Consider the following 12,307-nt stretch of genomic DNA (forward strand, 5'->3'; position numbering starts at 1 on the left):
AGATTGTCACTGTGGAACGTAGCCCTAACCCCAACAAGCAACCCGTAGAGCTGAACCGGACTTCGCTCTATCTAGGTCTGCTGTTTATTTTCGTGATTGGCATTTTGATGTCCAGCTACTTCTTCAACTAGGCTGGTCAACTGAGCCGCGCAAGCACTTAAGCTCCGGCTTAAGCCTTGGCTGCTGATTGGCTGCTGAATTGATGAAGCATTCGTTGAATGATCGTTGAATGGTCAACGAATGATCAACATCCTCCAGCCCTGAGCTGGGGAAACTATTCAGTGTGATGCGCTCTAGTGGCGCGTCCTCATCAAACCCTATTTCCTTACTAAGGAGGTCACGGCTGTGTCTGGAGGCGGACGAATTCCCCTGTGGGTTGTCGGCACGATCGCCGGTATTGGTGTCATCGGTGTTGTCGGTTTGTTTTTCTATGGCGCTTACGTCGGTCTTGGTTCGTCGATGTAATTTTGGCTGCCTGTTGATTGGGAACGCTCTTGTCGCTTGGCACAAGGGCGTTTTTGCTGATTAGGGTCTGGTCAATGGGAATCAGTGGTTAGGGTTGCCAGTGGCACAATCTAGCCCAGCGCCCCACCCGATCAAACCCTGGCCAAGGGTGGTGGAACCGTGGCAGAACCCCATGGCAACCGCTGAAGATGTGCGATTGGCGACCGGGAGCCGGAAACGGGGCGCGATATACTGCAAATACCCGATCAGATCACCAATCAACGAGCACTGTTCCGCAAGTTGGCATGGGCCCCTGATCAGCCAGAGCCGGACAAGGTTCCCCAGTGATCGATGGCTTGGTTTCCATTAATTCCCATTAAACGGAGCCACCAGCCCAGGGTGCGATCGCCATTGTCCAGAACCTTGCCCAGAACCTTAGAACAGTTGATCGACGGATGCCGGGGCAGGTTGCTCTCCCCAGCTAGATTCGGGTTGTTTCCGGTGCTTTTTCGGTTTGGATACCAGTTGCAATGACCTCGTTTTCCACAGCTCGATCGGATCTCAGCGAACTTCGACGACTCAAAAGCCTGTTGCCCCCTGAGCTACAGAGCTGGGTAACCGTTGAAAAGGCCATGGACGTGAATCCGCCCCTGATTCGTTGCGAAGAAATCGGCAAGGATCAGGTGGAAATTCAGGTGGATTTGGTGGCCTGGGAGCAATTCGCGAAGGATCAGCGCAATTTGCTGTTTTGGCACGAGGTGGCCCGCATTCAAAACGACACCATCCCGCGCGACGGCTGGGAAATGGCTGCCCTGGCGATCGGGCTAGGCGGTGCGGTGGGTGAACTGTGGGTACAAGACGGCCTGTTGTTGCTGTTGGCCTTGGGGTTGTGTGGGGTGTCCGGCTGGCGGCTCTATCAGAAAAACAACAGTGATCGACAACTGAAAGAGTCGATCGAGGCTGATGAAAAGGCGATCGCCCTAGCCGCTCGGTTTGGCTATTCCTTGCCCAATGCCTACAAAAGTTTGGGCAGCGCCCTGAAAACCCTGGTGGAACAAACCCCTAAAAAGAAATTGCGCAGCCGGTATGAATCGCGACTGCAATCCCTGAAGCGCAGTGCCGCCAAGGCCAAAGCTCGGATGCAAGGTGGCCCAGAATCGGAGCCGAATTTCTACCGCGATCGGGATCGGCAGTTGGAGTTTTAAGGGTAGCGTTTTAAAGTTGGCGTTTTAAAACTGGCATCTTGAGGCTAGTGCTTTGAGGCCGGGCCCTTAACTGCCGCTTGAACATTTTGGGGGGATCTCGCCAACTGCGGGATCCCCCCATGATTTAGGCCCAGACAGCTCAACCCAGCTAGGCTGAATGGGGCTTGATCATCTGGATCATTAGGCCCGCTTAGGAATCAGTTCAAAGGAGCGACAGCCCAAGCAGGGGCCCGACGGGTTCACGGCACAACGGAGCAGTTCCGATCGCGCATTGAATCGACAGCGCGGATCGCCAATGATCCATTGACCTTCAAAGAAGTTTTGCTCTGAGGGGCGCTGGGTGGCCTGTACATGCAACGCAATCTTGTAGAGATGGTAGCGGCCCGATCGCAGTTGATAGCGATGGTGTCGTTCCAAGACTGCGTAGGTCTTGCCGGCCAAGTCTAAGTAGCTGCCGGGCTGAGGATGCCAATCAAGTTGCACATCACCGAGGGACTCACGAGGGTGGGTGACAATCACCTCCGTGGGCAATGAGGGTGGATCTTGTTGCATGGGCAAACGGGGGAAGGATTCAGAAGGAACCTGGTTGACAAACCCGATCGGGCAGTTTGCAATCGGATGATGGGAAATCGGCGCGAGGGCCTGGCCCCTTGGGGCGATCGCCCGGCATTCGCAATTGTCCTATCCTAGCCCGAGACTCACCGGAATCCGGCGGCCACCTCACCGGTCGATCGCACAGGGATCCACAATCCAGGGCCAAACCACCGATCAGCCCGGGCGATTTTGGATCGATCGGCCCAGCCAACAAAATCATCCAAGTCCGCCAAGCAATGGCCCCAAAAATCCAGCCCGCATGACTGCGCCGTTGCCACGCAAAAAATGCGCGGGAATTTTGTGCAAAACATTAGGGCGATCGCGCCAATACCTGTATACTGGTCAGTCTGGAAACGTATGCCGCGGCTGGCACGTTTGTCATAAGCTTTCTGGCTCAGAAGCTTGCGTTGCTTGATCTCCAACCGTCCTTCCCGTTGTCGATTAGGCGCAAAAACCGCAACAAGGAAAGGAATCTAAAGTCTTAGTTATGTCTCGATACAGAGGTCCGCGTCTCCGCATTGTGCGTCGTTTGGGCGAGCTGCCGGGTTTGACCCGCAAGAGTGCCAAGCGTGCCTACCCGCCCGGACAACATGGCCAAAACCGCAAAAAGCGTTCGGAATATGCCGTGCGCTTGGAAGAAAAGCAAAAGCTGCGGTTTAACTATGGTGTCAGCGAGCGCCAAATGTTGCGCTACGTTCGGAAAGCTCGTCGGGCAGCCGGTTCCACGGGAACGGTGCTGTTGCAACTGCTGGAAATGCGCCTAGATAACACCGTATTCCGTTTGGGCATGGCTCCCACCATTCCCGCCGCTCGTCAGTTGGTGAACCATGGCCACATCATGGTCAACGGCCGGCGCGTGGACGTGGCTAGCTATCAGTGCCGTCCTGGGGACGTGGTTACGGTGCGGCCGAAAGATCAATCGCGCAAAATTGTGGAAAACAACCTGCAATTCCCCGGTTTGGCCAACATGCCCAGCCACCTGGAATTTGACAAGGAAAAGTTGACCGGCAAGGTGAACAGCGTGATCGATCGCGAGTGGGTGGCGCTGCAAATCAACGAACTACTGGTGGTTGAGTACTACTCTCGCCAAGCTTAGGTTCGTTGGGGCCAGATTCCCCAATTCCCCACTTCTATGCAAATTTGGGATTCAGGTTTCTGGATCCATTGCCAAAAAGGCATTTCAAGAGTCACCCAGCCCGATCGGTTGGGTGATTTTTTTCGATTGCAATGCCTAATCCATCAACACCCAAGTGTCCTTGGAGCCGCCCCCTTGGGAAGAGTTGACCACCAGCGATCCCCGACGCAGGGCCACCCGTGTCAGACCGCCGGGATGCACATAGATATCCTCCCCATAGAGAACATAGGGGCGCAAATCCACATGGCAGCCCTCAAACTCCCCATCGAGCAGGGTGGGAACCCGCGACAGACAGAGGGTGGGTTGGGCGATGTAGTTGCGGGGGTTGGCCCGGATTCGATCGGCAAAATCGGCCTGTTGCTCGGCGGTGGATTGGGGGCCAATCAACATGCCATAGCCCCCGGATTCGTTGGCCGCCTTGACCACCAATGAATCCAAATGTTCCAGCACATAGGTCAAGTCCGCCGGTTCCCAACAAAGATAGGTGGGCACGTTGGGGATCATGGCCTCTTCATTCAGGTAGTAGCGAATCATTTTGGGCACGTAGGCATAAACCGCCTTGTCGTCGGCCACGCCGGTTCCCAGCGCATTGGCGATCGCCACTCGTCCCGATCGATACACATCCGTTAGCCCAGGCACGCCCAACATAGAATCGGGGCGAAACACCTGAGGATCGATGAAGTCGTCGTCAATCCGTCGATAAATGGCATCCACCCGTTGCAGGCCTTTGGTGGTTTGCATTTGCAAATAGCCATCGGCCACCACCAGGTCTCGCCCCTCCACCAGTTCCACGCCCATTTGTTGAGCCAGGAAAGAATGCTCAAAATAGGCGGAATTGTAGATTCCCGGCGTGAGCACAACGACGGTGGGATTGGCCAGGCGATCGGGCGTAAGGTTCAGCAGCGTTTCCAATAATCGCGACGGATATTCATCCACCGCCTGAATGTTGGCGTTTTCAAAGACCTTGGGGAAGGTGCTTTTCATCACGCGCCGATTTTCCAAAACGTAGGAAATGCCCGACGGGCAGCGCAGGTTATCTTCGAGCACATAAAACTGCCCTTGGCGATCGCGCACCAAGTCGGTTCCGGTCACGTGGCACCAAATGCCCTTGGGGGGCTGCAATCCCATGCAAGGCTGCAAAAATCCCTTGGCTGATTCGATTAAATCGCGGGGCAAAATACCATCTGCAATAATTTTTTGATCGCTATAGATATCCTGTAAAAAGCAATTCAGGGCATGAATTCGCTGTTTCAGACCCTGTTCGAGGGTTTGCCATTCTTGGGCGTTAATAATGCGCGGAATGATATCGAAGGGAAAGGCTCGCTCAATGCCTTCGCTGGCTCCATACACATTGAAGGTGACCCCCTGCCGGAAGAGGGCAATTTGAGCTGCTTCTTGGCGTTGGCTGACCTCGGTGGCCGATAGCGATCGGAGGCGATCGACCAAAAATTGAGCTTCGGGGCGGGGCTGACCGGGGCCGGCAAACATCTCATCGTAAAAGTCCCCTGGATCGTAGGAATCCACATTCATAGGCGGATGCGTGGGCCGAGTCATGGGCTTTCGGGGTTGGGCCAATAAAGGGTGAATCGGGTTGGGCGATCGCTGGCCGAGGCTCGGGGGTTGGAGTCGATCGCCCCTTAGCCCGTGATAACGCAGGGGCTGGCCGTGATTCTGTAAGTTTTGACGCGATCGCGGTTGCCCAGAAATGCATGGAAGTTGAGCCAGGGTGTGACTGTTCCGGGGCGATCGCGCGGTGAAGCCTAGGTTCAGGCTAACGGAATCGGCGAAAGGCGTTGGTGATCTCGGAATCCAAACGAGCCTTCTCAATCATCCCAGATGGGCGATGGGCATTGCGGTTGGCAGCGGGCAAGAGGTGGCGGCCCCAAGGGGTTGGGCCCCGGCGGGGGATCACCGGGCGATCGGGATCACAGCACCTCTGTCGGTGGATCACGCTTGGCCTGTGAAATTACCACCCACAATCATGGGCTTTCGTCACGCGATTGCGGGGAAATAATCACGGCTTGAATTACAGATGAATCACAACGTTCAAGCCAAAATCACGGCATATTTAATGTCATCGAGATAACTAATTCGCAAGTGCCCAGTGCCTTCATCACTCTTAAAAATTAGTTGTCTCCAATAGCTGGCTTTTGTCCTGTTTCGCCAACCCTTAACCAACTCCAAAGATCATGGCACTGAGCACTGAAACCCGATACATCAACATCGAATTTTTTGTTAGCAATCCAATTCTGAAATGCCCTGGGAGGTTCACAGACATGTCGCAAACAACCTGGTTCTACAAAGATATGTTGGCAGAACTGTTTTCGCGTGTTTGGGAATCCCGGTGCTTGACCATGAGTGATCGCTGGGGTCTGTCCCGTGCTCTGTTGAGCTGCTCGTTAGATCTCGAAGATTTGGCCGCAATCGATCGAATTGTTCACGCTGTGCGCCGTGGCTGGCTCAGTTGCGCAAATTAGTTCGGTAATGGGTTGAGCAATAATGGGTTGAGCAATTAGTTTGCTCCTGAGCTTTTGGATATCTAGCTTGCTTGCGTTCCGTGATATCTGACCCTGCACCATCTGCCCCTGGAATATGTGGCCTCACGATATCTAGCCTTCCGATATAATGGGCTTGCTCAGGTTTGTCAAAATTTCTTCAAGATTTTGGACTCATTGAGTAACTGTTAGCAATCGTGTTGTCACTTCGATGATTCTTGGGCATCACTGGGAAAGTTTTCTCATTCAGTTTTTCATTCAGCATGGTTTGGGTCTGATTTTGGCCACCTATTTGGCGGGGTTCTCGATCGCCTACTGGCGATCGCTGAGTCACCGGTTACAAATCCTCAAACAACAACAGGCGGCTCCCGACCACTGGCGATCGGGAACCGCCTTGGTTTTGCAAACAATTTGGCCACAGTTGCTCTGGTTCTGGCCTAAGCCCAACGCATCACCAAACGCAATCAAGTCATCAAACATAATCAAGTCATCAAACACAATCAAGCACAATCAAGCAGATCAATAACTGACTGGATACTTAAATGAATGCTTTGGAGCAACTAAGTTCCTGTAAGTTCCTGAATTGATTTTGCACGGACTGTTGATTAGTGTTTGATGAAGTTAGATTAATTGCTCTTAATTGCTGGCTTCGGAGTTGGCAGTTTCTGGAACCACAAAGAGCAGTAATTTATCAGGATATAATTCATCCTTGGCTCGTTCAGCAAGGGCTTGAACTGAGAAGTTGGGAACAATGATGGTATCGCCATCTTGAGCATTACGAATCACTTGCTCTAAGTTGGCAGCCCAGTTGTCATCGTCAATCAGCGCGAGAGATTCGGCCATGGCTCTGAGGAAAAAGTCTAAAGAAGAGTGAAAGTTCACAAGAGCGGAGGAATGGCGCATCAAGAACTGGAAAGTTGCTGACTTTCACTAGCCCTTGATCGGCATTCATGGTTCATTTAACCACTGAAAGCATTTAGGAGCATGGTCGTTAACAATAGCTGCCAAGATTGATAGTTGGCAAAATTTGCGGTGTGATTGAAGTCTAATTTGGGTGTTTGAGGTTGCAGCGCGCGATTGGCGGTTCTGCGTACCATTGGGAGATGGAATATCGGGTTTTGCCAACAACGGTAGTCTGTGCCGATCGCGATCGGGCAGAGCAGGTGGTGCAGTGGCTGGCGCAGGTGGATACGCACTGGGCCCAGGCTGCTTCGATCGTTGACGGGGCGATCGCCCAGCAGCAATGGTTGGCGAATGACAGTTCCCTGTGGCCAACGGGGTTGTTGGTGGTGGATGGGGCGGTGGTGAATGAGCAGGGAGAGCCGTTGTGGCGGTGTTTGCTCCCCTCTGGGTCACCGGTTGCGATGCCCTTGTCCGGGATGGTTGATGAACAATATCAGGTTTCGATCGCCCGCTTGTTGGTGGTGTTGGTGGACTCGCCCGCTGCGGAGGTGGCGGCCATTGAGGCGGGTGCGCTAGATGCTTTGGTGTGGTCGGCGTTGGCGGCGACGGGAGGCCTGATCCGGTTGGGGCGATCGTTGCGGTTGGTGCAAGGGGTGTTGGCCAATTGGGAGCGGCAGTTGGCGTTGGCGGCTCCTTTTGCGGAAGAAATGGGTGAAATCGCGGATTCGGCTGCGGTGATTGTGCGGGCCAGTGCGGAGAAACCAAATTCAGGAACCCAATTGGCCAGCGGCCCGATCGCAAGCCCGATCGAAAACTCGACGATTAACCCAGCTTCCCACTCGAAGACGGGGGCAACTCCGGGCATCATTCCCGGTGTGGTCATCAATTGCGCCCCAGGGTTGCCTTCGATCGAGCAACCCCTGCTCGCAACGGCCAGTTGCGATCGGGAAGACCGCAATCGGGAAGACAACGACTCCACCCGTCCGATCGCCCCATGGACAGCGGACTTGGCAGCCCGTTCAGAATCAGGATTGCAGCCCAGTGATGATTCAGAATTGACGATCGGGTTGCCATCATCCGCGCCAATGGGCTGGCAACCGCAAGCTTCACCGGCCAACCCCGCCGGTCAGCGGCCCAGAGTGCCGTCAACCACCGTGCTACCCGGCTTGAGAATTCCCTTGGGGGGCGTTTTTTCGGGCCCTAGCAGCGATCGGGCCGGGATGGCCGCTGAGAGTTTATTAACCGGCCCTGAAATTAGACCTGAGATTGAACCGGAAATTAGACCGGAAACCAGCTCTGATCCTGGAATTTGCCCCGAAATTAACCCCGAAATTAACGTTGATACCAGCCCCGGAGTTAACCCTGAAATTAACCCCGAAAACTCGATCGAGGCGGTTGCCATGCCGCCGGCCCCAAGTGCCGAGGGCAACGGGCCGAAAATAGTGCCCACCGAGGGCGAAATTACCGCCATTCAAGGCGATCGCCTGCCAGCCTTGGGAGCAGCCGATCGATCTCGAGCGGCATCCCAATCGTGGTTAGCGGTCTTGGATCAGGTGTTGGATCACACAATCGATGGGATCGTGATTGTGAACCGCGAGGGGCGAATTGACTATGCCAACCCGGCGGCCTGTCAGCTTTTTGGGCGATCGCCGGAACAGTTGGTGGGCGAGCACCTTGGAATTCCGATCGGCTCCGAGAAAACCACAGAAATTGATATTCTGCACCCCGATGGTTCCGTGGGCGTGGGTGATTTGAATGTGTCCCCGATCGAGTGGTTGGGGGAGCCGGCCTATGCCGTGGCCATTCGGGATGTGAGCGATCGCAAGCGGGTTGAGGCAGACTTGCGCTATCGCCTCAGCCTGGAAAGTGTGGTGGCCTATGTGGCGCGTCTGTTGGTGACTGCCGATGATGATGTGCGGTTTGGGTCTGTTTTGGAAGCGGTGGGGCGAGCCATGTTGGCCGATCGGGTCTTGCTGCTCCATGGGCCCATGGAACGCCCCCTTTTGAACCTGGCCTGCGAGTGGCATGAAGAGAATCAAATGCCTGTGGTACGAGACTTTAACCGCCTTGGGGGCCATTTGCCGCCCCTTTGGACTGAGCAATTAGGGCGCGATCGAGCCGTGGTGATTGAATCCCGACAGGCCCTGCAATCGGAAGATTCCGCCGTGACCGAGTGGCTCAACTGCTTGGGGGCCAACTCCGTGCTCATTGCCGCCATTCACGATCGCCGGGATGCCCTCTGGGGAGCCTTGGTGCTTTGTGTTCATCAAGCGCGTTCCTGGTTAGCCCAAGACCTGCAAATTCTGCAAACCATTGGGGACACCATCTACGCCTGGTACGATCGCCAAGCCACCCAAGATCGGCTGCGAGCCTCAGAAGCGCTCTACTCCAGTATTTTTGAGCGATCGGACGAACGAATTTTTTTGGTTAATGTCCACCCAGACGGACGGTTCACCTACGAAACCGTGAACCCCGCCTTTGAACGGGCCTTGGAACACCGCGCCACCCACATCATCGGTCGATCGCCCCAAGACCTGTTTCCCCCCAGTTGTGCCACGCCGATCATTGCTCGGTTTCGAGCCTGCGTGGCTGGCCGGGACACCATCCGTTGCGAAGAAGAGCTGATGATTCGGGGTAAACAGCGAATTTGGCACACCAGCTTAGTCCCCATCCGCGATGCCTGGAACCGCGTGATTAAGCTCCTGGGCAGCGCCCGCGACATTACCCAAGAGCGAGAAGCCGCCCTCCAGCGCAACAACCAAAACCGCTATCGGCAACTGCTCGCCTCGATCGCCTTCAAAATTCGCCAATCTTTGGATATTCAAGTGATCTTGGGGCGCACGGTCAGCGAACTGCAAAAAACCCTCAAAGCCGATCGCGTGATGTTCTACCGTTGCCAAGCGGACGGCAACGGATCGATCGCCGCCGAAGCCATCGCCCAGCCCTTCGGGGCGATCGACCCCAGCCACACCTGGTGTTGCACCCTCAACCTAGACAACACCCACCCCAACCTCGATCGCTACTGGCAGGGGCAAATTTCCTGCGAAGACGACCTCACCCAACTGCAACTGTCCCCCGAACAGCGCAGTTGCATCGACAGCCTCAGCATTCGTAGCCAAGTGATCGTCCCCGTCACCATCGCCGCTGTTCACTTCAATCCCAGTGCCCTTGGATTTGTGCCCCCGGAAGTGCTGACCGATCGGCTACAACCGGCCACCATTCTGTTGGGGCTGCTGTGCCTTCAGCAATGTCAGGGGCCAAGGCATTGGACTTCCTTTGAAATTGACCTGTTACAACAACTGGCTGGACAACTGAGCATTGCCCTTTACCAAGCCCACCTCCTTGAAGAACGCACCAGAGCCATTGAAGGATTGCGGCGCTCCAACGAACAGCTCCAGCAATTTGCCTACGTCGCTTCCCATGACTTGCAAGAACCCCTGCGTGGCATCATTGCCTTCTCAGAAATGCTCACGGAAGAATGCGCCCCCCAACTTGATCAAAACGCCCAAGAATATTTGCAATTCATCATCGACAGCGGCCAACGAATGCGCCAATTGATTCGAGATCTTTTGGCCTATTCCAGAGTGGAAACTCGCGGCCGAACCCTAGAACCGGTTGATTGCAGCCAGATTATTGAGATCGTACTTAATAATTTACGACTGGCGATTCAAGATAATCAGGCCACTATTCAGGCTAAAAATTTACCCATTGTTTTGGCCGATTCTATGCAATTGGCACAGCTTTTTCAAAATCTCATTGGCAATGCCCTAAAATTTCGGGGCAAATCCAATCCTGTCATTACCATTACTGCTAATCACGAAGAGCATCATTGGCGTTTTCAGGTCATTGATAATGGCATTGGAATTGACCCACAATATAGCGAGCGAATTTTTAATATTTTCCAAAGACTCCATAACCGTGAAGAATATGAAGGGACTGGCATTGGGTTAGCCATCTGTCGGAAAATTATTGAGCGTCACGGTGGCTCGATCGGGGTGCAATCTCAACTCGGCCAAGGATCGTCATTCTGGTTTACGATTCCCGACCAGCCCGAAACCATTCCCATCACTGAGCTAAGTTTTAGCCCCAGCTAGCGATCGCAACCCTGTAGGATTGATGTTTAATTCCGCTCGATCGCCCGTGCCATGGGTTTTCGTCCGTGTTATTAAAGCCAATGATTGTTATTAAATTGCCCAATCGTTTGAGTTGGGCCAGCCCAAGGAGTGCCATGAGTTCAATGGGCTGAATTGGTTGAGTGGGTTTAATGGAGTAATTGCCAGACAACAGCAGGATTTCTCAGTTGAGGGGTTCTCGATCGGGCTGTGCAGGGTTTGTTGATCGATCGAAGGATTGGTGAATGAGTGAGTTTGTGAGTGAATAGAAATGATGAGTCAATAGGAATATAATCCCATTAATAATGACCCCCAATTTCAGAATCATTACCCCTTTCAGCAAATGAGCAGGCAGTGACCAGATTGTTAGGATGTCGTTATAATGCCAGCAAAAAATATTGAAATTTTACTCATTGAAGATTCAGCGGTTGATGCCAGGCTAACAGAAAGGCTGTTTGGGCGGCTGAACATTCCCCATCGATTACACTTGGTGCGAGATGGCGAAGAAGCAATCAAGTTTTTAGAGAAAACAGCATTAGTTCCTGAAAAATACTGGCCCGATTTAATTCTTTTAGATTTGAACTTACCCCGTCGTAGTGGCTATGAAGTCTTAGAAGCAATTAAAAAACATCCATCACTCAAAATTATTCCTGTCATTGTGATGACCACTTCTGATCAAGAGGAAGATATTCGCAGATGCTATGAATTGCAAGCCAATGCCTACATTACCAAGCCAGATAGTTTACATAGTCTTTTAGAAACGCTACTGGCAATCGAGGCGTTTTGGTTACGTTCTGTGAAATTACCCTCTCCAAAGTTCTAAAAGCCATCATCGGTTTACTGTTTGAAAATAAAACCCAGAAATAAAACCCAGAAATAAAACCTGGAAATAAATTCTGAAAATGAAGCCTAAAAATAAACTCTGAAAATAAAATAGATAATTTTTCACTGCTGACAACATGAAACTTGAACTAATGATGTAAGATCATAAAAATTTTTGTTCTTGTTCTTGATTTTGATTATTTACTTGATTATTTATTTTGACGAGTTAGTTAATTTTAATATGGTTGTTCCCTGCAAAGAAACCGAACAGATTGGATGAGCCGCTTGCATAACTAAACTTGACCACTATCGATCGAATCGTTAGCTAAAATTGATATAGAGCCTTTACCCGGAACGATCGGCACGCCATATCACAGATGCCATGCAGCAATCATTAGGTGGACATTAGCCATCCTACAGATAACTACAAATAACTATAGATAACTGTGCGTAGTCAGCGAGGTAAGGGCTGTATTTGAATCTGTAATCACTCTGGTAGCATTTCGCACATTGCTCAGACATTCCTTGACCATGCTTGGGTTGCTTTGGGTTAATACTGAACAATTGACCGATCGGGAGCGCATGATTGATCCTGAA

General features: G+C 52.6%; 13 protein-coding genes. 9 read left to right on the top strand and 4 right to left on the bottom strand.

The window, feature by feature from the left end; translation table 11 throughout:
- The first annotated feature begins 11 nt into the window (after nt 1-11).
- The 3 genes from ACZA91_RS17730 (at nt 12) to ACZA91_RS17740 (ending at nt 1,649) form a co-directional block, all read left to right on the top strand.
- Nucleotides 12-131 (top strand): photosystem II reaction center protein L, encoded by a 120-nt coding sequence (locus tag ACZA91_RS17730; protein WP_099534296.1) that lies wholly within the window; start codon nt 12-14, stop codon nt 129-131.
- Nucleotides 132-345: 214 nt separating this feature from the next.
- A complete protein-coding gene (locus ACZA91_RS17735; RefSeq protein ID WP_099534295.1) occupies nt 346-465 on the top strand; it encodes a photosystem II reaction center protein J in 120 nt (39 codons plus the stop codon).
- Between the two features lie 509 nt (nt 466-974).
- Nucleotides 975-1,649 carry a DUF3318 domain-containing protein gene (locus tag ACZA91_RS17740; RefSeq protein WP_099534294.1) on the top strand — a complete coding sequence of 225 codons (675 nt, stop codon included), beginning with the start codon at nt 975-977 and terminating at the stop codon, nt 1,647-1,649.
- A gap of 180 nt (nt 1,650-1,829) precedes the next feature.
- Here the strand turns inward: ACZA91_RS17740 and ACZA91_RS17745 are convergent, their stop codons facing one another.
- Together ACZA91_RS17745 and ACZA91_RS17750 are read right to left on the bottom strand one after the other, a co-directional pair.
- Entirely contained in the window at nt 1,830-2,201 is a 372-nt protein-coding gene (locus tag ACZA91_RS17745; RefSeq protein WP_099534293.1) for a DUF6464 family protein, read from the bottom strand.
- Nucleotides 2,202-2,347: 146 nt separating this feature from the next.
- Nucleotides 2,348-2,521, bottom strand: a complete 174-nt coding sequence (locus ACZA91_RS17750) for a hypothetical protein (RefSeq protein ID WP_190530695.1) — start codon at nt 2,519-2,521, stop codon at nt 2,348-2,350.
- Between the two features lie 209 nt (nt 2,522-2,730).
- Here ACZA91_RS17750 and rpsD point away from each other — a divergent pair, with 209 nt between their 5' ends.
- Nucleotides 2,731-3,339, top strand: a complete 609-nt coding sequence (gene rpsD, locus ACZA91_RS17755; RefSeq protein ID WP_099534291.1) for a 30S ribosomal protein S4 — start codon at nt 2,731-2,733, stop codon at nt 3,337-3,339.
- A 135-nt stretch (nt 3,340-3,474) separates the two neighbouring features.
- Here rpsD and ACZA91_RS17760 read toward each other — a convergent pair whose 3' ends face one another.
- Entirely contained in the window at nt 3,475-4,908 is a 1,434-nt protein-coding gene (locus tag ACZA91_RS17760; protein WP_463186473.1) for a circularly permuted type 2 ATP-grasp protein, read from the bottom strand.
- Between the two features lie 313 nt (nt 4,909-5,221).
- On the opposite strand from ACZA91_RS17760, the gene ACZA91_RS17765 reads away from it, so the two are divergent.
- The 3 genes from ACZA91_RS17765 to ACZA91_RS17775 all read left to right on the top strand — a co-directional run bounded on the left by ACZA91_RS17765 (nt 5,222) and on the right by ACZA91_RS17775 (nt 6,399).
- Nucleotides 5,222-5,392, top strand: a complete 171-nt coding sequence (locus ACZA91_RS17765) for a hypothetical protein (RefSeq protein WP_158234487.1) — start codon at nt 5,222-5,224, stop codon at nt 5,390-5,392.
- Nucleotides 5,393-5,654: 262 nt separating this feature from the next.
- Nucleotides 5,655-5,855, top strand: a complete 201-nt coding sequence (locus tag ACZA91_RS17770) for a hypothetical protein (protein ID WP_099534289.1) — start codon at nt 5,655-5,657, stop codon at nt 5,853-5,855.
- Nucleotides 5,856-6,084: 229 nt separating this feature from the next.
- Nucleotides 6,085-6,399: a hypothetical protein gene (locus ACZA91_RS17775; protein ID WP_463183791.1), complete on the top strand. Its 315-nt coding sequence runs from the start codon at nt 6,085-6,087 to the stop codon at nt 6,397-6,399.
- 110 nt (nt 6,400-6,509) lie between these two features.
- Here ACZA91_RS17775 and ACZA91_RS17780 read toward each other — a convergent pair whose 3' ends face one another.
- Nucleotides 6,510-6,716, bottom strand: coding sequence for a hypothetical protein (locus tag ACZA91_RS17780; RefSeq protein WP_099534287.1), 207 nt, complete (start codon nt 6,714-6,716; stop codon nt 6,510-6,512).
- 260 nt (nt 6,717-6,976) lie between these two features.
- Between ACZA91_RS17780 and ACZA91_RS17785 the strand changes: the two genes are divergently transcribed.
- Together ACZA91_RS17785 and ACZA91_RS17790 are read left to right on the top strand one after the other, a co-directional pair.
- Complete coding sequence (locus tag ACZA91_RS17785) at nt 6,977-10,870, top strand: PAS domain-containing protein (RefSeq protein ID WP_463183793.1); 3,894 nt, start codon at nt 6,977-6,979, stop codon at nt 10,868-10,870.
- A 400-nt stretch (nt 10,871-11,270) separates the two neighbouring features.
- Nucleotides 11,271-11,711 (top strand): response regulator, encoded by a 441-nt coding sequence (locus ACZA91_RS17790; RefSeq protein ID WP_099534284.1) that lies wholly within the window; start codon nt 11,271-11,273, stop codon nt 11,709-11,711.
- The last annotated feature ends 596 nt before the right edge of the window (nt 11,712-12,307 follow it).

It is taken from the genome of Limnothrix sp. CMB-01, from assembly GCF_055193175.1.